This is a genomic window from Micromonospora sp. MH99, from assembly GCF_021442385.1.
Classification (GTDB): domain Bacteria; phylum Actinomycetota; class Actinomycetes; order Mycobacteriales; family Micromonosporaceae; genus Micromonospora.
In genome coordinates, this window is the sequence record NZ_MUZA01000074.1 from 1 (window position 1) to 17,820 (window position 17,820).

The window sequence follows — 17,820 nt, forward strand, 5'->3', positions numbered from 1 at the left end:
GACGCCTCGCCGACGGAGGTCGTGCCCGCGGGTGCGGACGCCGAGCCGACGGCCACGGTGCCGGCCGAGCCGACCGCGACGATCGACCGCCCGACCACGCCGGCCGAGGCCGAGCCGACCGCGACGGCGGCCGCCGACGACGGTGAAACGGACGCCGACGACGAGCCGACGGCCGTCGACGGGCCGCCGGTGGCGCCGGAGCAGCGCAAACCCTCGACCCCCACGTCGGTGATGCCCCCGGTGAGCCCGGCCGGGCGCGCGGCGGTGCCGGCCTTCGACGGTACGAAGCCGAACAACACCCGCCGGAACGTGCTGATCGGGGCGCTGGTGGCCCTGCTGCTTGTCGGTCTCGTGGTGATCGTGCCGATGCTGACCAAGGGCGACGACACCGAGAGCCCGCAGGCCGACCCGACGACCGGGGCGGTCGCGACGTCGGCGCCAGCGCAGTCCTCCGCTCCGGCGGCGCCTCCGCCCACCACCGGCGCACCGACGCCCTCGGCCACGCCGTCGGCCGACCCGAACGCGCTGCCCGCTGGCTGGAAGCTGCACAAGGACCCGGCCGGCTTCACGCTGCCGATCCCTGACGGCTGGATACGCAGCCAGCCCGATGGCAACACGGTCGTCTTCGACCAGGCCAACGGACCGGGTGAGCTGCTGGTGCAGTGGACTCCCAACCCGAAGAAGGACGCGGTCAAGGACTGGGAGAGCCTTGAGAGCGGCCGCAAGAACCTCGTCAACGACTACAAGTTGATCGGCATCAGGCGGTGCACGTTCTGGAAGACCTGCGGCGACTGGGAGTGGCTGGAGACCCGGGACGGGACTCGGATCCACGTCCGTAACCGGGGTTTCGTGACGGCCAGCAACCGTGGCTACGCGCTGCGGTGGGAGATCGCGGAGAAGGACTGGCAGGCCAACCTGCCGAACTTCGACCGGATCGCCAAGGGCTTCGTGCCCGACCGTCAGGACTGAAACTCATTCGCATGACCTTGCGTCGTCCGGGGTAATTGACCTTCGACGACGGGAGGAGGTACGACATGGGTTACCGACGGAGGGACGCCAAGCCCCGGCTGGCACTGTGGATGCTCGTCGCGTTCGGCGACGCGGTGCTGCTGCTGGTCGCCGCGGGGGTTCCGGCGTTCATCGCACTGCTCAGTGTCGTGACCGTGGCCGTCTGCGGGGTGGGCGCCTGGCGGCTGAGCCGGCGGGGAGCGCTTGCTCCCGAGGAGGCTCGGGCGCAGGCCCTGAGCGAGACCCAGATGCCGGCCCTGAGCCGACGGCGGGCCTGACCCGTACGCGGTGGCGTGGCGGCAGCCGGACCGATTGTCGACCGTTGTGGTGACCGTCGATCCCGCTGCCGCCAACCGCCCGATCAGGTGTTGTTGGCCAGCGCGATCAGTCGGCTCCGGTCACCGTTCCAGTAGTTGCGGTCCACGTTGCCGCTGATCCCGGAGACGGCGCCGCTGCTGGTGTACTGCCAGAAGCTCCACACCGGCGCACCGGCCGGCAGGGCGCCCGGCGTGCTCGACCAGCGGGCCAGCCAGAGCGGGTGGTTGGCCCACGGGCCGGTCCAGCTGCCCGTGCACTGGTTCCACCAGCTGGTGGTGGTGTAGATGACCGCGTACCGGCCGGTGCGGGACCGGTAGGTGTTCAGGAAGTCCTGCACCCAGTTGCGCATGCCGGTCGTGCTGAGGCCGTAGCAGTAGCCGCCGCTGTACGGGTTGGCCTCGATGTCGAGCGCCGCCGGCAGGGTGCGGCTGTCCGCCGACCACGCGCCGCCGTTGGAGGCCAGGTAGTTGGCCTGGGTGGAGCCGGCGGAGATGTTGGGCCGGGCGAAGTGGTACGCGCCGCGGATCACTCCGGCGTTGTACGCGTTGACGTAGTTCGCGTTGAACGCCGAGTCCTTGACGCTGGTGCCCTCGGTCGCCTTGATGAAGGCGAACTGGATGCCCGCGTTGCGGACGCTTGTCCAGTTGATGGTGCCCTGGTAGTGCGAGACGTCGATGCCGGGGGTGGTGGCTGCCGCTGCCGGGCCGGCGGTCGCGACCACTGTCGCCGCGGCGGCGGCGAGGACTGTGAGGCCGGCCGCGAGCGCGCGGCGCAGCGATGATCGGGTACGGGCCATGAGTGCCTCCAGGGACGCCGGTCTATTGACGCCCATCTTTGGAGGTAAGTGCCCTTGATCACAAGAGCTGTCGAGAAAACTTTCATCGACGACTGTCGGTGGCTCCCGGGGATTGCCGTGCGGAAGCGATCAGCGCAGGGTGGCCGGGTCGAGCTGCCAACGGAACGGCTCGACGATGCTCAACGTTTCACCGGCCTTGGCGACCTGATCCTCGACGTAGTGCTCGCCGTCGAGCCGGTAGAGCCGCAGCGAGTGGCCATTGCCGTCCTGCTCGACCAGCAGGTACCAGGGGATTCGCGCGATCGCGTAGAGCTGCATCTTGACCAGGCGGTCAGCAGCAGCGTTGCCCGGCGAGACGATCTCGCAGACCATGAGGACCTCGGAGGGTTCCACGATCGTGCCCACATCGTCGGTGTCCGCGACGACCACGTCTGGGATAGCGATCCGGTCAACCCCGAGTCGTACGTTGACCGCCTCGAAGACAAGAAGATCCTGTGCTTGCACCGCCCGGCGCAGGCTGTAGACGAGTTCCCACGACACCAACTGGTGCCGCTTGCTCGGGGCAGGGCTCACGATCAGGCTTCCGTCGAGCAGCTCGATGCGGTCCGGGGTCTCACCCAGGGCGAAGTAGTCGGCCTCGGTCCAGAGCCCGACGTGGTGTCCCAGGGGTTCCGCGCTCATCGGCCCTCACCTCCCGCTTCACTCGCCACCCGATCAGCTCACAGGGTACGAGCCGGTGCCTCGGCAGCGACACGGAACGCCGCCGGTAGGCTCGCGCCCCATGATGTCGATCGACGGACTGGGCGAGATGTGGGACACGCTGTTCGGCGCGCAGCCGGACCCGCCCCCGTTGCTGGTGTTGATCACCGCGGCCGTCGCGCTGGTGGTGGTGTCCACCCGGCTGCCCTGGCGGATCGCCCGCAACGCCATCACCATCGCCCACGAGGGCGGGCACGCGCTCGTCGCTCTGCTCACCGGTCGCAAGCTGCGTGGCATCCGGCTGCACTCGGACACGTCCGGGCTGACGCTCTCCGCCGGTCGGCCCACCGGACCGGGCATGATCCTCACGCTGCTCGCCGGGTACGTCGCCCCGCCGCTGATCGGGTTGGCCGGCGCGTGGCTGCTTGGCGGTAACCGGATCACCCTGCTGCTCTGGGTCGCGGTGGTGCTGCTGCTCGCCATGCTCGTCATGATCCGAAACGCGTTCGGTGTGGTGTCGCTGCTGGTCACCGGGGCGCTGGTGTTCGCCGTCTCCTGGTACGCGACGCCGCAGGTGCAGGCCGCGTTCGCGTACACCGGGGTGTGGTTCCTGCTGCTCGGCGGGGTGCGGCCGGTGGTGGAGTTGCAACGCCTGCGCGCGCGTGGCCGGATGCCCGCCTCCGACGCCGACCAGCTCGCCGGACTCACCCCGTTCCCGGCGTTCTTCTGGGTCACGGTCTTCGCCCTGGTCAACCTGGTCGCCCTAATAGCCGGCGCCCTGCTGCTAGCTGGCCCCATCCTCACCGACGCCGGCCTAACCCTCTAGTCCCCGGCCCCCTCCCCGTCGATCATGGAGTTGTGGTGGCCACCAAAGGCGCAATCCTTATGCATTCGGGCACCATGACTCCATGATCGACGGGGTGCCGCGGGGCGGCGGGCAGAATGAGGCCATGCGATACGTGATCATCGGGGCGGGCGCGGTCGGCGGGACCATCGGCGTACGACTGGCGCAGGCCGACCGGGACGTGACTCTGGTGGCGCGCGGCGCGCACCTGGACGCGATCCGGGAGCACGGCCTGACGCTGCGCCAGCCCGACGGCGACGTGACCGCCCGGCTCGCCGCCGTCGACGGCCCGGACGACCGGCCGCTGCCGACCGACACGGTGCTGGTGCTCACCGTCAAGTCGCAGGACACCGAGGCAGCGTTGGCGACCTGGGTGGACGCGCCGGTCGCCGGTGGTGGCACGGCCGGCGAGCGGCTGCCGCTGGTCACCGCGCAGAACGGGGTGGCCAACGAGCGGGCCGCGCTGCGGCTCTTCGCCGACGTGCACCCGGTCTGCGTCTGGTTGCCCGCCACCCACCTCGACCCGGGCGTGGTGGTGGCCAACGGGCACCCGCACCCCGGGATGCTCCACATTGGGCGGTACCCGGGCGGCGCCGACGACACCGACCGGGCGATCGCCGCCGACCTGACCGCCGCCGGCTTCGTCGCGCCGGTGCGAACGGACGTGCTGCGCTGGAAGTACGGCAAGCTGCTCAACAACCTCGGCAACGGCCTCCAGGCGTTGCTCGGGCAGGACATCCCGGACGCGTTGGCCGAGCGGGTACGCGCCGAGGGCGTCGCCGCGCTCGCCGCCGCGCGCATCCCGCACACCTCCCCGGACGAGGAGAAGGCCGAACGCGGCGACCTGGTGCAGCAGCGCCCGGTCGACGGCGCGGGCCGCTCCGGTGGGTCCACCTGGCAGAGCCTCGCCCGGGGCGCCGGCTCGACCGAGGTCGACCACCTCAACGGAGAGGTCGCGCTGCTCGGCCGGCTGCACGGCGTGCCGACGCCGGCCAACGTGGCCGTGCAGCGGGCGGTACGGCGGGCCACCCGGGAGCGGATCACGGCCGGCGCGTTCCCGCTCGCCGAGCTGGAGAAGATGATCGCCTGACCGGGGCAACCGACGGCCGTGTCCGGCGCGTGTTCCCTGCGACCGACACGGGGAGGTAGCGGGTGCCGGACGTCGACGGGTTCGACGAGTTCTACCGGGGGAGCCGACAACGGCTGCTCGGTTTCGTCTACGCCCTCACCGGCGACCGGGTCGAGGCCCAGGACGCGGTGCAGGAGGCGTACATCCGGGCGTGGCAGCGCTGGTCGACGATCAGCGGGTACGACGACCCGGAGGCGTGGGTGCGGGTGGTGGCCAGCCGCATCGCGGTCAGCCGCTGGCGCAGCCTGCGCAGTCGCGCCCGCGCGTACCTGCGTCACGGCGCTACCGAGACCGTTCCCGGGCCGGGCACCGACACGGTCGCGGTGGTCGCCGCGCTGCGTCGACTGCCCGAGGAGCAGCGCACCGCCATCGCCCTGTACTACCTGATGGGTATGCCGGTCGCCGAGGTGGCGCGGGAGACCGCCGCCCCGGTGGGCACGGTCAAGGCCCGCCTCTCCCGGGGGCGTACCGCGCTCGCCGGCCTGCTCGCCGTCTCTGATCTGGAGGAGGCCACCGATGCGTGACGACGACCTGGCATTCGTCGAACGGGTCCACCGTGACCTGCATGACGTCAAGTGGCCCGAGCCGCAGGAGATTCGGGCGACGGCCCGCAGGCGTAGGCGTCGCACGGTGGCGCTGGCGACTGTCGCGGTGCTCGCGGCGGTGACCGGCCCGGCGTACGCCCTGACGGCCCGGCCGGAGGCTCCGCCCGCTGCCACCATGCCTGCGCTGCCGCAGAGCCCCGTCCGGGCGGACATCCCCCTTGACTCCCTGCTGGCCGTCACCGAGGTGCCGGTGAAGAACGCCGTGCAGCTCGGCGACGCCGGCCTCGGTGAGGTCGTCAGGTTGGATCCGACGTTGCAGAGGTGCGGCGACGACCGGGGCGTGTCGGCGATCCCCGCGTACTCCCGTTACTCGCGGTCGCAGACGCTGCTGTCGCGGAGCAAGGACGGCAGGGCAGCGGTACGCGTCGAACTCAGCCAGGACGTCTACCGGCTCGATCCGCTGGTGAGCGCGCGACTCTTCACTCACCTGAGGGCGCTGCTCGACGCCTGCCCCGAGTGGCGTTTCGCCGAATCCGTCGAGGCGGGGGGAGAGACGACGCCGAACGAGAGCAAGCACGCCTGGGAGACGGCGGCGAGCAACTTCGCCGGTGACGAGTCGATTCTGGTGCGGCACGTGCCGTTCGCACCCCGTGGCCCGGCCTCCGGAAGGACCCTCGAGCGCTCCAGCCCGGTCGGGATGACAGTCGTGGTCCGGGTCGGCGACCTGGTCACTGTCCTGGAGCCCAGTCCGGACCTGGGCCTGGGCGACGCGGATCTCGAGGCGCTGGGCCGCACGGCCGCCCGGCGACTGTGCCCCGCTGCCAATCCGGCCTGCTGACCCTTCTTGATCCGCGCAACATCAGGGATGTTGTTGCCTCCCGAGGCCGGAAAGCAGCACTTTCCCCGAAGTTGCGCGGATCAAGCGAGCAGGGCCGCGCGGATCAAGCGAGCAGGGCCGCGCGGATCAAGCGAGCTGCGCCGCGCGGATTACAGCGGGATGTTGCCGTGCTTCTTCGGCGGCAGGGTCTCGCGCTTCGTGCGCAGGACGCGCAGCGCCCGGACGATCTGGGTGCGCGTCTCGTGCGGCGGGATCACCGAGTCGACGTACCCGCGCTCGGCGGCCACGTACGGGTTGGCCAGGGTGTCCTCGTACTCGGCGATCTTCTCGGCCCGCACCGCCGCCGGGTCCTCGGCGCCGGCCAGCTCCGAGCGGTAGAGGATGTTCACCGCGCCCTGCGCGCCCATCACGGCGATCTGCGCGGTCGGCCAGGCGAAGTTCAGGTCCGCGCCGAGGTGCTTGGAACCCATCACGTCGTACGCCCCGCCGTACGCCTTGCGGGTGATCACGGTGACCTTCGGGACTGTCGCCTCGGCGTACGCGTAGATGAGCTTGGCGCCCCGGCGGATGATGCCGTCCCACTCCTGGCCGGTGCCGGGCAGGAAGCCGGGCACGTCCACGAAGGTCAGCACCGGGATGTTGAACGCGTCGCAGGTGCGCACGAACCGGGCGGCCTTCTCCGAGGCGGCGATGTCCAGGGTGCCGGCGAAGTGCATCGGCTGGTTGGCGACCACGCCGACCGGGCGGCCCTCCACCCGGCCGTAGCCGACCACGATGTTCTGCGCGTAGAGCGGCTGGACCTCCAGGAACTCCCCGTCGTCCAGGACGTGCTCGATGACTGTGTGGATGTCGTACGGTTGGTTCGCCGAGTCCGGGACGAGCGTGTCCAGCTCGCGGTCCTCGTCGGTGATCGTCAGGTCGGCGGGGGCCTCGAAGACGACCGGCTCGTCGAGGTTGTTCGACGGCAGGTACGACAGCAGGGCCTTGACGTAGTCGACCGCGTCGTCCTCGTCGGTGGCGAGGTAGTGCGCGTTGCCGCTGCGGGTGTTGTGCGTGCGGGCCCCGCCCAGCTCCTCCATGCCGACGTCTTCGCCGGTCACGGTCTTGATCACGTCGGGGCCGGTGATGAACATGTGCGAGGTCTGGTCGACCATCACGGTGAAGTCGGTGACGGCCGGTGAGTAGACCGCGCCACCGGCGCAGGGCCCCATCACCAGCGAGATCTGCGGGATGACCCCGGACGCGCGGACGTTGCGGAAGAAGATCTCCCCGTACAGGCCGAGCGACACCACGCCCTCCTGGATGCGGGCGCCGCCGGAGTCGTTGATGCCCACGACCGGGCAGCCGATCTTCATGGCCAGGTCCATCACCTTGACGATCTTCTCGCCGAAGACCTCGCCGAGCGAGCCGCCGAAGACCGTGAAGTCCTGGGCGAAGACGCACACCTGCCGGCCGTCCACCGTGCCGTAGCCGGTCACCACGCCATCGCCGTACGGGCGGTTGCGCTCCAGCCCGAAGGCCGTGGACCGGTGCCGGGCCAGCTCGTCCAGCTCGACGAAGGAGCCCTCGTCGAGCAGCATCTCGATCCGCTCGCGGGCGGTCTTCTTGCCCCGCGCGTGCTGCTTCTCGACCGCACGCGCCGACCCGGCGTGCACCGCCTCGTCGACCCGGCGCTCCAGGTCCGCCAGCTTGCCCGCGGTGCTGTGGATGTTGGTCCCGGTCTCGGTAGTCACCCAGGGAATATAACGATGGTTCAGGTCGGTGCTGCTGTGCAGTACGCCTCAGTACCTCCCGCGGTCACCGCCGTAGGCTGACGGGATGCCGGGTTCCCCGTACACCGATCTGGACCGACCGCCGCTGTCGGCGGCCCGGCTGCGGCGCGCGCTGGTCGCGCCGAACGGGCCGTGGGCCCGCCTGGAGCTGCACGCCGAGACCGGCTCCACCAACGCGGACGTGGCCGAGGCCGCCGCGGCGGGTGAGCCGGAGGGCCTGGTGGTGGTCGCGGAACGGCAGACCGCCGGCCGTGGTCGGCGCGGCCGGGTCTGGCAGTCGCCGCCGCGCGCCGGAATCGCCACCAGCGTGCTGCTGCGGCCCGGCGAGGCCGTGCCGGACCGCGGCTGGGTCGCGGTGCCGTCCACGGCGTACGGGTGGCTGCCGCTGCTCGCCGGCGTCGCGCTGGTCGAGGCGGTGGCCCGGTTGGCCGAGTTGGAGGCCACCCTCAAGTGGCCCAACGACCTGCTCATCGGCGACGCCAAGTGCGCCGGAGTGCTGGCCGAGGCGGTGCCCGGGCGCTCGTTCGCCCCATCGCCGGCCATCGTCCTCGGCGTCGGCCTCAACGTGACCCTGCGCGCCGACGAGTTGCCGGTGAACCCGACCGGGCTGCCGGCCACCTCGCTGCAACTGGCCGGCGCGACGGCCACCGACCGGGATCCGCTGCTGCGGGCTCTGCTGCGGGCCCTTGCCGACTGGTACGACCGCTGGCGCTCGGCCGGCGGGGACGCCGTGGCCAGTGGGCTGCGCGACGCGTATGTGGCGGCCTGCGCGACGATCGGCCGCGAGGTACGCGTCCTGCTGCCCAACGGCGAGGACCTGACCGGCACCGCCACCGGCATCGACAACGACGGCCAGCTTCAGCTGACCACCCCCACCGGAACCCGCGTCGTATCCGCCGGAGACATCCTCCACCTCCGCTAACCCCGCCCCCGGCCCCCCGCCCTCGCCCCGACCGCCCCGCGATCTTGCAGTTTCTGTCCGGGCGAAACGGGCAGAGGCCGCGTAACGGCGACCGAAAGTGCAAGATCGCGGAAGGTGGGGTGGGGCCGCGTGGCGGATGTTGTGGTGGGGCTTGGGGGGTTTACCGTCTGCGCGTCGAGTAAATGGCGTTGGAGGTTGTCGTGGCGTTTCCCGAAGACGTGCTCACGAAGGACGAGCACGTCGTGCTGCACCTGCACCCGCACTGGAAGGCGCTGATCCGGCCGATCGTGGTGCTGGTGCTGGCCATCGCCGCGGTGGTGGTCGGCGTGCTCCTGCTGCCCGAGAGCAGCGGTGGTTCGATCGCGCTGGCCGTGATCGGGGTGATCGCCCTGGTCGCGGTTCTCTGGCTCGGTCTGTGGCCGTTCCTGGTCTGGCGTACCACCCACTACCTGTTCACCAACGAGCGCGTGCTGTTGCAGCAGGGCGTCTTCTCCCGGGACCGGCGGGACCTTCCGCTCACCCGGATCAACGACCACTCGATGAACCAGCACTTCTTCGAGCGGCTGCTCGGCTGCGGCACCCTCACCATCGAGTCGGCGGGCGAGCGCGGCCAGTCGGTGCTCGCCGACGTGCCGGGTGTCAGCCGGGTGCAGACCACCCTCTACGAGCTGGTCGAGGCGCAGCACGACAAGCACTCGCTGGGCGACGGGGAGATGCGCGACATCCTCGCCGACATGCGCGAGGGCAAGCCGCTGCGCGACACCACGAGCTGATCCCGTTCAGCGCTGACCGTCCCGGCCCGAGCGTCGGGGCGGGGCGGTCAGGCGTGCTGTTCGGCCACGGGCGCCGCGGCCGCCGACGGCCGCCCGGCCTCGGACGGCCCGCCCTCCGCCGGTCCGGCCTCGGCTGGCCCGCCCTCCGCTGGTCCGGTCCCGGCTGGCCCGACCTTCGCGGATCCGGCCTCAGCTGGGGATCCGGCCTCGGCTGGGGATCCGGCCTCGGCTGGGGATCCGGCCTCGGCTGGCCCGGTTTCCGCCGGTCCGGACTCGGCTGGTCCGCTTCCCTGCGGGCCGCCCTCGGCGGGTGTGGCCTCGGGGTCCGTCTCGACCGGGCGTAGCGCGAACCAGCCACGGAAGCGGGTCCGCAGCACCTCCTGCTCGGGCCGGTTGTCCGGGCCGAGGCGGAGCATGGTGCCGGTGAGGATGACGGTGCCGAGCCCGGGACGGGCGGCCGACGGGCGGGCGCCGATCACGTCGACCCGGACGGCGAGACGGTCCCCGGCGCGTACCGGGGCGAGCCACCGCAACTCCTCCAGACCGGGGGAGGCGTCCGCCGCCGCGCGGGACAGCAGGTGATCGACGTACGCCCGCATGAACAGGCTGACCGTGTAGAAGCCGCTGGCGATCACTCCGCCGTGCCGACTGGCCTCGGCCAGCTGCGGGTCGACGTGGTACCACTGCGGGTCGAAGCGACGGGCGAAGGCCAGCATCTCGTCGCCGTCCACGGTCACGGTCCCGAGGTCCACGGTGAGCCCCGGAACGAGATCCTCGAAGAAAAGCGCGGCGGGCGCCCCGATGCCGGAGCGGATGGCGGGAGGCGTCACCGGCGGGGCGCGCGACGGGTGCCGGCGTGCAGCTCCGCGGCGAGTTCCGCGTCCAGATCGGCGGGGAGGCCGGCGGTCAACGGTGTGGGCCGTTGCTGGGCGGGAGCGGCGCCGGTCGGGCCGGGTGTCGGGTCGGGGCGGTCACTGGACTGCGCCTCTTCCAGCTCGGAGACGGATTCGGCCAGCTCGGCGACCGGGTCCATCTCGGCCATGGTGTCCCACTCGTCGCGCGGGATGTCGTGCCAGGTGGGCTCGGTCTTGGTCTCGTCCTCGGTCGGCGAGACGGGCTGGAAGACGAAGGTCCGGTAGGACCAGAAGCGGAACAGCGTGGCCAGCAGCACACCTGCGGTCTTGGCCACGTTCAGCCCCAGCAGGCCGTGCACGCCGAGCCCGTACTTGGCCGCGGCAACGGCGCCCAGTTCGATGAGCAGACCGGCCCCGTTGAACAGGAAGAACAGGACGTACTCCCGACGAAGCGCCGATTTCGGGCGATCCCGGTACGTCCAGTGGCGATTCATCAGATACGACGTGATCGTCGCGACGACGGTCGCGATCACGGTCGCCTTCAACTGACCGTTGACGAAAACGGTAAGTGCAAGGACATTGAACACCGCGTAATTGATGACGGTGTTGATGCCGCCGACGATGCCGAATTTGAGCGCCTCGTTGATGAACTTCTGCCAACGCTCAGGCAGCAGACGGACAAGACGCATGCGAAACACCTTAGGGCAGTCGGTGAAGCCGGCGATCACCGGCCGGACGAGGTGGGCGGCAGGTCACGCACCGTGGTCTCGGTCGTGCTCCACCTGCGGAACGATCGGAGTTCCCGCTTCGACGAAGACGAACCGCCGGTAGGACCAGAATCGGAACAGCGTCCCGAGGCCCGTGCCGACGATGAAGCTGGCGATGTTGTCGGCCAGCTGTGTCTGGAACACGGCCGGCCAGATGCTGCCGAGCCCGTACCGGCTGATCGCGAGGCAGGCCACCGCGATGCCGAGGCCGACGGCGTTGAAGAAGAAGAACAGCGCGTACTCCCGCGCAGGGTTGCTGCGCTGGCGGTGCCGCCAGGTCCAGAACCGGTTGCCGAGGAAGGCGAAGGTCGCCGCGATCACGGTCGAGATCGTCTTCGCCGTCACCTGCTCCATGCCGCGCGCGGTGGTCAGGTAGTTGAAGAGCGCGAAGTCGATGAGGAAGGCGATCCCGCCCACGGTGGCGAACTTGCTCAGCTCGCGCACGAGGTGACCGAAACGGTCGAGCAGTCCGCGGACCAGACCCGGTCGGGTCTGCCGGGGACCCGGTTGTTCCCCGGTCATCGTGGCGGCCACGGGGCGAGCCTACCGGCTGTCGGCCAGTCGGCGGGGTAGCAACGGCGACCGGACATCGTCGCTCGTGCCGGCCCTTTCACCCGGTACGTAGCAGGTGAACGCAGCGTAACCAAGGGGGAGGACTGACGCGCCCCGGAACGGGAATCCCCGCACCGGTCGGCCGGGCGGGTTGGCGGCCCGACCGCAAAGCGCGTCGACCGGGGTGCACGACAAGATTTGCGTGAAACTGCGCAGGAAAGCGGGTATCAGATCGTGATGCCGCAGCGTCGCCGTACCTTGTGCAGTTCTTCACAACCAGTCCCACTGACTAGGAAGGCTGCCCGGTTTACGCTGAGGCCAATCCCAGGTTTCCACGAAGGCGGCGCATGGCGTCGCTGAGACTCGTGCATCCCATAGATCGGTCAGCGTCGACCACAAGGAGATGTGTCATGGTTGCTCCGGCTGTAGTGCGGGGTATCGATCAGGCCCCGACGTCCCATCCGAAACTGCTTGCCTGGGTCCGTGAGGTCGCAGAACTGACCACCCCCGACCGGGTCGTGTGGGTGGACGGGTCGGACGAGGAGTGGCGTCGCCTCACCGATGAGTTGGTCGAGGCCGGCACCCTCATCCGCCTGAACCCCGAGAAGAAGCCGAACTCGTTCTACGCGCGCACCGACCCGACGGACGTCGCCCGGGTCGAGGAGCGCACCTACATCTGCTCTGTCGACGAGGCGGACGCCGGCCCCACCAACAACTGGATGGCGCCGGCCGAGATGAAGCGGACGATGACCGAGTTGTACCGCGGCTCGATGCGCGGTCGCACCATGTACGTCATCCCGTTCGTGATGGGCCCGGTCGAGGCCGAGAGCCCGATGTTCGGCGTCGAGATCACCGACAGCCCGTACGTGGTCGCGTCCATGCGCATCATGACCCGGATGGGCGCGAAGGTCCTCGACGCGATGGGGGACGACGCGGACTTCGTGCACGCGTTGCACTCGATCGGCGCCCCGCTCGCCCCCGGTCAGCAGGACGTCGCGTGGCCGTGCAACGAGACCAAGTACATCTCGCACTTCCCGGAGACCCGGGAGATCTGGTCGTACGGCTCCGGGTACGGCGGCAACTCGCTGCTCGGCAAGAAGTGCTACTCGCTGCGGATCGCCAGCGTGATGGGCCGGGACGAGGGCTGGCTCGCCGAGCACATGCTCATCCTCAAGATCACCTCCCCGGAGGGCAAGGTCCACCACATCGCCGGCGCCTTCCCGTCCGCGTGCGGCAAGACCAACCTGGCCATGGTGGAGCCGACCATTCCGGGGTGGAAGGTCGAGACGATCGGCGACGACATCGCCTGGATGCGGTTCGGCCCGGACGGTCGGCTCTACGCCGTCAACCCGGAGTACGGCCTGTTCGGCGTCGCGCCCGGCACCGACTGGAAGACCAACGCCAACGCCATGCGGACGCTGGACCGGGGCAACTCCGTCTTCACCAACGTCGGCCTCACCGACGACGGTGACGTCTGGTGGGAGGGCATGGGTGAGCCCCCGGCGCACCTGATCGACTGGAAGGGCAACGACTGGACGCCGGAGAGCGACAGCCTCTCCTCGCACGCGAACAGCCGGTTCTGCACCCCGATCACCCAGTGCCCGATCCTCGCCGACGAGTACTTCGACCCGAACGGCGTGCCGATCGACGCGATCCTCTTCGGTGGCCGCCGCCGGGACACCATCCCACTGGTGACCGAGGCCCGCGACTGGGTGCACGGCGTCTACATGGGCGCGACCCTCTCCTCGGAGACCACCGCCGCCGCGTCCGGCGCGGTTGGCGTGGTCCGTCGGGACCCGATGGCGATGCTGCCGTTCATCGGCTACCACGCCGGTGACTACTTCCGGCACTGGATCGAGATGGGCAAGGGCGCCGACGGCGACGAGGCCAAGCTGCCGAAGATCTACTACGTGAACTGGTTCCGCAAGGACGCGGACGGCTCGTTCCTGTGGCCGGGCTTCGGGGAGAACTCCCGGGTGCTCAAGTGGGTCGTCGAGCGGATCGAGGGCACCGCCGACGCGGTCGAGACCCCCGTGGGCATGGTGCCGACCGCGGACGCGCTCGACGTCGAGGGCCTGGACATGACCCCGGAGGACGTCCGGATCGCGCTGAAGGTCGACCCGGACGAGTGGCGCAACGAGCTGCCCCTGATCACCGAGTGGTTCGAGAAGTTCGGTGACAAGCTGCCCGGCGTGCTCTGGGCCGAGTTGGACGCGCTGCGCGCCCGCCTGGACGCCGTACAACCGCAGCGCTAGGTGTGAACATCGCCCGCCGCGGGCAACAACGGATCCCATGAGGACGGCCGCCGAGACCGAGGTCCGGCGGCCGTCCGCCGTCCGGGTGCTCACCTTCCTGCTCGCGACGACGGCGACGGCCACCGTCGTGGTCGAGCTGCTCAACTGGTGGTACGCCCCGGAGCAGGGCTTCGGCCTGGCCGTGCGCACCGGTTGGGCGATGCTGCGCTCGTTCGGTTTCCTGCTGCTGATCGGGCACGTCCGCCGGGGCCGCACGGTGGCCCGTCCGTTCGGGCTGATCCTCGCGGTCACCACGATCTTCGCCGTCGGCCGGCTGATCGTGCCCCGGCAGGGCGTGCCGCCGCTGCCCGGGCTGCTCGGCTTCGCCCTGCTCACCGCGCTCTGTGTGGCTGTGGTGTGGATGCTCTACCGCTCGTCGGCGCTCGCTGGGCATCTTGTCCGACACCGGCCCCGGCTGGTCATCGACCGGGCCGGCATCTCCTGGCGCGAAATCCCGCCGCGTCGGCCGCAGGCCAGCGGTTGGCTGCTGACCAGCCGGGTCGCGGCGTTCACCTACAGCCCGCTGATGCTGGTGCCGGCGCTGGTGGCCGGAGGCGCGATCCTGGACGATCGCCTGTCCGCCGTACCGGCCGTGCTGTTCTGGTTCGGCGCCGGCATCGCGGCCAGCTACGCGGTGCTGTTCTGCACCGCGTTCCTGATGCGTGGCAAGGACTGGGCGCGGGGCCTGCTGGTCGTCGTCACGCTGGCCGTGCTGGCTGTGGACCTGCCACTGTGCTGGTGGCTGCTGGGCGTGGACGGCCTGATCCGCGACGGCGTCCCGCTGCTCGCCGCCGCCGCGCTGGCCCTGTACGGCCTGCGCCGGGCCTCCCGCGCCCCAGACGCCGCCGCCCCGGTCTGAAGGCCCCGCGGGTTGGCCCGTTCAATCGCTGCGCCAACTGACGGGCTCGGCCTGTGTGGGTTGGCCCTGGGTGTGGGGTGGGTGGGGTTGCCGGGTGTTGTCGTGCTGCGCCGGGTGTGGGGCTGGCCCTGCGGCTGGCGGGGTTGGCGGGTGTTGTCGTGCTGCGCCGGGTGTAGGGCTGGCCCTGCGGCTGGCGGGGTTGGCGGGTGCTGTCGAGCTGCCCCGGATATGGGCCGGCGCTCCGTGGCCCTGCATGGCGCTCCGGCAGTGGGGGGAACTGGCGCCCTGGGTGGGCTGTGGGCGCGACTCCCCGCCATGATCGACTCGGGATCGCCGATATCGGGGTGACCGGGCGCCCTGGACACCCCAATATCGGCGATCCCGAGTCGATCAACGCCTGACATCGAGCCATCGGAGACACTCCGCCCCACCAGCGGGGCAGCTCGACAGGGAACGCAGCAGGCGGGCGGGGTGCCGCTCCGGATCCGCGCGTCCACAGGTCCGCGCGTCCACAGGTCCGCGCGTCCACAGGTCCGCTCGTCCACAGGTCCGCGGGTCCGCGGGTCTGCGCGTCCGCAGGTCCGCGCCTCCGCTTTAGGGCCGCCGCTTCGTCGTCGCCCGTTGCGGGCCGCCGGTTGGTGGGCGCGCGAGGGGTGGCCGCCGGTCCGCGGTTGTGGGGGTCGAGGGCTTGGGGTGTTGGCTTCGCGGGGTCGTTCGGCTTCGGGGTGTCCCGACCGTGCGGCGGCCGTGCGGCGCCGTGCGGCAGCGGCCCGGGCGGGCCGCGAGGGGGCAGGATGGCGGGTGATGTCGGTCACCGTGGCCGGTGTCGATGGCCCAGGTGATCGCCGGGCGGGACGGGTACGAGCCGCGCCGCCCCGGTCGGAGGGAGGCGCACGGTGAGCGACGAGTTCGACGTGGTGGTGGTGGGGGCGGGGCCGGCCGGGGCGGCCGCGGCGCTGACGGCGCGCAGGGCGGGCGCCAGTGTGTTGCTGTTGGACCGGGCGGACTTCCCCCGGGACAAGGCCTGCGGCGACGGGATCGCCGCGCACTCGGTGGACGTGCTCGCCGAGCTGGGCGTGACCGAGGCGGTGGCCGGCTACGCCGCGCTGCCCGCGCTGCGGATGGTCTCCCCGGGCGGCCAGGCGGTCGCTCGGGCGCTGCCCCGGCCCGCGTACACGGTGCCTCGGGAGGTCTTCGACGCGCGGCTGGTGGCGGCTGCGGTGGCCGCCGGGGCGCAGTTGCGCCGCCACAACGTCCGGCGGGTCCATCCGCGCTCCGACCGGGTGGTGCTCGACGGGGAGCTGTCCGGTCGGGTGGTGGTGGGTGCGGACGGCGCCGGGTCGGTGGTGCGCCGGGCCCTCGGCCACCCCGTGAACCCCGACCGGCACCTGGCGCTGGCCATCCGGGGGTACGCCCCGGCGCTGCCCGGCCCACCCGAGCAGCTCATCGTCACGTCGAAGGCACGCTGGCCGGCGTACGCCTGGTCGTTCCCGATCGGCGACGGGCGGGCGAACGTCGGGTACGGGGAGGTGCTGCGCGGCGAGCCTCTGAGCCGGGCGTACCTGCTGGACCGGCTGGCCGCGCTGCTGCCCGGCACGGACCTGTCGACGGTGACCGCGCTGCGCGCCCACCACCTACCGCTGTCCACGCACCGGCCGGCACCGGGCCGGGACCGCACCCTGCTGGCCGGTGACGCCCTGTCGCTGATCAACCCGTTCACCGGGGAGGGCATCTTCTACGCGCTGCTCTCCGGTGCGCTGGCCGGCGCCGCGGCGGCCCGTGCGCCCGAGGCGGCGGCGCGGCGCTACGCCCTCGGTCTGCGTCGTCGCCTCGGCACCCACCTGCGGCACAGCTCGGTCGCCGCGTGGTTGGCACGACGGCGGCGGGTGGTCGACGCGGCGGTCCGGGCGGCCCGCCGGGACGACCGTGTGTTCGACGATGTGGTCGAGCTGGGGCTGGGCGACGGGCGGCTCACCGCCCGTACGCTGGGCATGATCGGCATCGAACTGTCCGGCGGGGATCGGCCTCCGAAGGGGTGATCCCGCTGGCGGGTCGCTACGCTGCTAGGTGATGACGCTGCGGAACCTTATCTACTCCGTGTACGAGCGCCGGCTCACGGCGAAGCTCGCGGGCAAGCCGGTGCCCCGACACGTCGGGGTGATGTGCGACGGCAACCGCCGGTGGGCGAGGGAGATGGGCTTCGTCGACCCCAACGACGGGCACCGGGTCGGCGCGGCGAAGATCAAGCATGTCCTCGGCTGGTGCGACCAGGCCGGCATCGGGCACGTGACCCTCTATCTGCTGGCCACCGACAATCTGCGCCGTCCCGCAAGCGAGCTGGACCCGCTGTTGCAGATCATCGAGGACCTGGTGGTGGAGCTGGCCGAGGAGGGCAACCCCTGGCGGCTGCGTATCGTCGGCGCGCTGGATCTGCTGCCCGCCCAGACGGCGGCGGCGCTCAAGGGCGCCGAGGAGCGCACCCGGGACCGCAGCGGCGGCGCGGAGGTCAACATCGCCGTCGGCTACGGCGGTCGGCGGGAGATCACCGACGCGGTCCGTTCGCTGCTGCTGGAGCACGCCGCCTCGGGCGGCACGATCGAGGAGCTGGCCGAGGTGCTGGACGTCGAGCACATCGCCGAGCACCTCTACACCCGTGGCCAGCCCGATCCCGACCTGGTCATCCGCACCAGCGGGGAGCAGCGGCTGTCCGGGTTCATGCTCTGGCAGTCCGCGCACTCGGAGTTCTACTTCTGCGAGCTCAACTGGCCGGATTTCCGGCACATCGACTTCCTGCGCGCGCTGCGCTCGTACGCCACCCGCCAGCGCCGGTACGGCGCCTGAGCCCTGCTG

The 17,820-nt window shown here is 71.2% G+C and carries 17 protein-coding genes and 1 pseudogene; 12 read left to right on the top strand and 6 right to left on the bottom strand.

Going from position 1 to position 17,820, the window contains the following annotated elements:
• Both B0E54_RS27345 and B0E54_RS27350 read left to right on the top strand, forming a co-directional pair.
• Positions 1-969, top strand: a pseudogene (locus tag B0E54_RS27345) (serine/threonine protein kinase); the annotation flags it as partial.
• 65 nt (positions 970-1,034) lie between these two features.
• Positions 1,035-1,286: a hypothetical protein gene (locus tag B0E54_RS27350; RefSeq protein ID WP_234589102.1), complete on the top strand. Its 252-nt coding sequence runs from the start codon at positions 1,035-1,037 to the stop codon at positions 1,284-1,286.
• An 83-nt stretch (positions 1,287-1,369) separates the two neighbouring features.
• On the opposite strand, the gene B0E54_RS27355 is transcribed toward B0E54_RS27350, so the two are convergent.
• Both B0E54_RS27355 and B0E54_RS27360 read right to left on the bottom strand, forming a co-directional pair.
• Positions 1,370-2,122, bottom strand: coding sequence for a GH25 family lysozyme (locus B0E54_RS27355; protein ID WP_234589104.1), 753 nt, complete (start codon positions 2,120-2,122; stop codon positions 1,370-1,372).
• 129 nt (positions 2,123-2,251) lie between these two features.
• Complete coding sequence (locus B0E54_RS27360) at positions 2,252-2,803, bottom strand: Uma2 family endonuclease (RefSeq protein WP_234589106.1); 552 nt, start codon at positions 2,801-2,803, stop codon at positions 2,252-2,254.
• A 100-nt stretch (positions 2,804-2,903) separates the two neighbouring features.
• On the opposite strand from B0E54_RS27360, the gene B0E54_RS27365 reads away from it, so the two are divergent.
• The 4 genes from B0E54_RS27365 to B0E54_RS27380 all read left to right on the top strand — a co-directional run bounded on the left by B0E54_RS27365 (position 2,904) and on the right by B0E54_RS27380 (position 6,177).
• Positions 2,904-3,647 (top strand): M50 family metallopeptidase, encoded by a 744-nt coding sequence (locus B0E54_RS27365; protein WP_234589108.1) that lies wholly within the window; start codon positions 2,904-2,906, stop codon positions 3,645-3,647.
• Between the two features lie 124 nt (positions 3,648-3,771).
• Positions 3,772-4,755, top strand: coding sequence for a ketopantoate reductase family protein (locus B0E54_RS27370; protein WP_234589110.1), 984 nt, complete (start codon positions 3,772-3,774; stop codon positions 4,753-4,755).
• Positions 4,756-4,817: 62 nt separating this feature from the next.
• Positions 4,818-5,318, top strand: a complete 501-nt coding sequence (locus B0E54_RS27375) for a SigE family RNA polymerase sigma factor (RefSeq protein WP_007455592.1) — start codon at positions 4,818-4,820, stop codon at positions 5,316-5,318.
• On the top strand, positions 5,311-6,177 hold the full coding sequence (locus B0E54_RS27380) for a hypothetical protein (RefSeq protein WP_234589111.1): 867 nt from the start codon (positions 5,311-5,313) through the stop codon (positions 6,175-6,177). Before B0E54_RS27375 ends, B0E54_RS27380 begins: the two co-directional genes overlap by 8 nt.
• Positions 6,178-6,326: 149 nt before the next feature.
• On the opposite strand, the gene B0E54_RS27385 is transcribed toward B0E54_RS27380, so the two are convergent.
• Complete coding sequence (locus tag B0E54_RS27385; protein WP_234589112.1) at positions 6,327-7,910, bottom strand: acyl-CoA carboxylase subunit beta; 1,584 nt, start codon at positions 7,908-7,910, stop codon at positions 6,327-6,329.
• Between the two features lie 85 nt (positions 7,911-7,995).
• Here B0E54_RS27385 and B0E54_RS27390 point away from each other — a divergent pair, with 85 nt between their 5' ends.
• Complete coding sequence (locus B0E54_RS27390) at positions 7,996-8,871, top strand: biotin--[acetyl-CoA-carboxylase] ligase (RefSeq protein WP_234589113.1); 876 nt, start codon at positions 7,996-7,998, stop codon at positions 8,869-8,871.
• A gap of 200 nt (positions 8,872-9,071) precedes the next feature.
• Positions 9,072-9,644, top strand: coding sequence for a PH domain-containing protein (locus tag B0E54_RS27395; RefSeq protein WP_234589114.1), 573 nt, complete (start codon positions 9,072-9,074; stop codon positions 9,642-9,644).
• A gap of 47 nt (positions 9,645-9,691) precedes the next feature.
• On the opposite strand, the gene B0E54_RS32640 is transcribed toward B0E54_RS27395, so the two are convergent.
• From B0E54_RS32640 to B0E54_RS32960, 3 genes are all read right to left on the bottom strand, one after another.
• Positions 9,692-10,474, bottom strand: coding sequence for a MaoC/PaaZ C-terminal domain-containing protein (locus B0E54_RS32640; RefSeq protein WP_308195409.1), 783 nt, complete (start codon positions 10,472-10,474; stop codon positions 9,692-9,694).
• Entirely contained in the window at positions 10,471-11,187 is a 717-nt protein-coding gene (locus B0E54_RS27410; RefSeq protein ID WP_234589140.1) for a GtrA family protein, read from the bottom strand. The genes B0E54_RS32640 and B0E54_RS27410 overlap by 4 nt, the downstream gene beginning before the upstream one ends.
• Before the next feature lie 63 nt (positions 11,188-11,250).
• Complete coding sequence (locus B0E54_RS32960; RefSeq protein ID WP_255787764.1) at positions 11,251-11,787, bottom strand: GtrA family protein; 537 nt, start codon at positions 11,785-11,787, stop codon at positions 11,251-11,253.
• A gap of 440 nt (positions 11,788-12,227) precedes the next feature.
• Between B0E54_RS32960 and B0E54_RS27420 the strand changes: the two genes are divergently transcribed.
• The 4 genes from B0E54_RS27420 (at position 12,228) to B0E54_RS27435 (ending at position 17,811) form a co-directional block, all read left to right on the top strand.
• Positions 12,228-14,072 (top strand): phosphoenolpyruvate carboxykinase (GTP), encoded by a 1,845-nt coding sequence (locus B0E54_RS27420; protein ID WP_234589116.1) that lies wholly within the window; start codon positions 12,228-12,230, stop codon positions 14,070-14,072.
• Positions 14,073-14,109: 37 nt separating this feature from the next.
• A complete protein-coding gene (locus B0E54_RS27425) occupies positions 14,110-14,970 on the top strand; it encodes a hypothetical protein (RefSeq protein WP_234589117.1) in 861 nt (286 codons plus the stop codon).
• An 896-nt stretch (positions 14,971-15,866) separates the two neighbouring features.
• On the top strand, positions 15,867-17,009 hold the full coding sequence (locus tag B0E54_RS27430; RefSeq protein ID WP_234589118.1) for an NAD(P)/FAD-dependent oxidoreductase: 1,143 nt from the start codon (positions 15,867-15,869) through the stop codon (positions 17,007-17,009).
• Between the two features lie 31 nt (positions 17,010-17,040).
• Positions 17,041-17,811: an isoprenyl transferase gene (locus tag B0E54_RS27435; protein WP_234589120.1), complete on the top strand. Its 771-nt coding sequence runs from the start codon at positions 17,041-17,043 to the stop codon at positions 17,809-17,811.
• The last annotated feature ends 9 nt before the right edge of the window (positions 17,812-17,820 follow it).

Excerpts from the sequence above, each read along its gene's own strand:
- B0E54_RS27350 (WP_234589102.1), top strand. The coding sequence starts at position 1,035 with ATGGGTTACCGACGGAGGGACGCCAAGCCCCGGCTGGCACTGTGGATG.
- B0E54_RS27355 (WP_234589104.1), bottom strand. The coding sequence starts at position 2,122 with ATGGCCCGTACCCGATCATCGCTGCGCCGCGCGCTCGCGGCCGGCCTC.
- B0E54_RS27360 (WP_234589106.1), bottom strand. The coding sequence starts at position 2,803 with ATGAGCGCGGAACCCCTGGGACACCACGTCGGGCTCTGGACCGAGGCC.
- B0E54_RS27365 (WP_234589108.1), top strand. The coding sequence starts at position 2,904 with ATGATGTCGATCGACGGACTGGGCGAGATGTGGGACACGCTGTTCGGC.
- B0E54_RS27370 (WP_234589110.1), top strand. The coding sequence starts at position 3,772 with ATGCGATACGTGATCATCGGGGCGGGCGCGGTCGGCGGGACCATCGGC.
- B0E54_RS27380 (WP_234589111.1), top strand. The coding sequence starts at position 5,311 with ATGCGTGACGACGACCTGGCATTCGTCGAACGGGTCCACCGTGACCTG.
- B0E54_RS27390 (WP_234589113.1), top strand. The coding sequence starts at position 7,996 with ATGCCGGGTTCCCCGTACACCGATCTGGACCGACCGCCGCTGTCGGCG.
- B0E54_RS27410 (WP_234589140.1), bottom strand. The coding sequence starts at position 11,187 with ATGCGTCTTGTCCGTCTGCTGCCTGAGCGTTGGCAGAAGTTCATCAAC.
- B0E54_RS32960 (WP_255787764.1), bottom strand. The coding sequence starts at position 11,787 with ATGACCGGGGAACAACCGGGTCCCCGGCAGACCCGACCGGGTCTGGTC.
- B0E54_RS27420 (WP_234589116.1), top strand. The coding sequence starts at position 12,228 with ATGGTTGCTCCGGCTGTAGTGCGGGGTATCGATCAGGCCCCGACGTCC.
- B0E54_RS27425 (WP_234589117.1), top strand. The coding sequence starts at position 14,110 with ATGAGGACGGCCGCCGAGACCGAGGTCCGGCGGCCGTCCGCCGTCCGG.
- B0E54_RS27435 (WP_234589120.1), top strand. The coding sequence starts at position 17,041 with ATGACGCTGCGGAACCTTATCTACTCCGTGTACGAGCGCCGGCTCACG.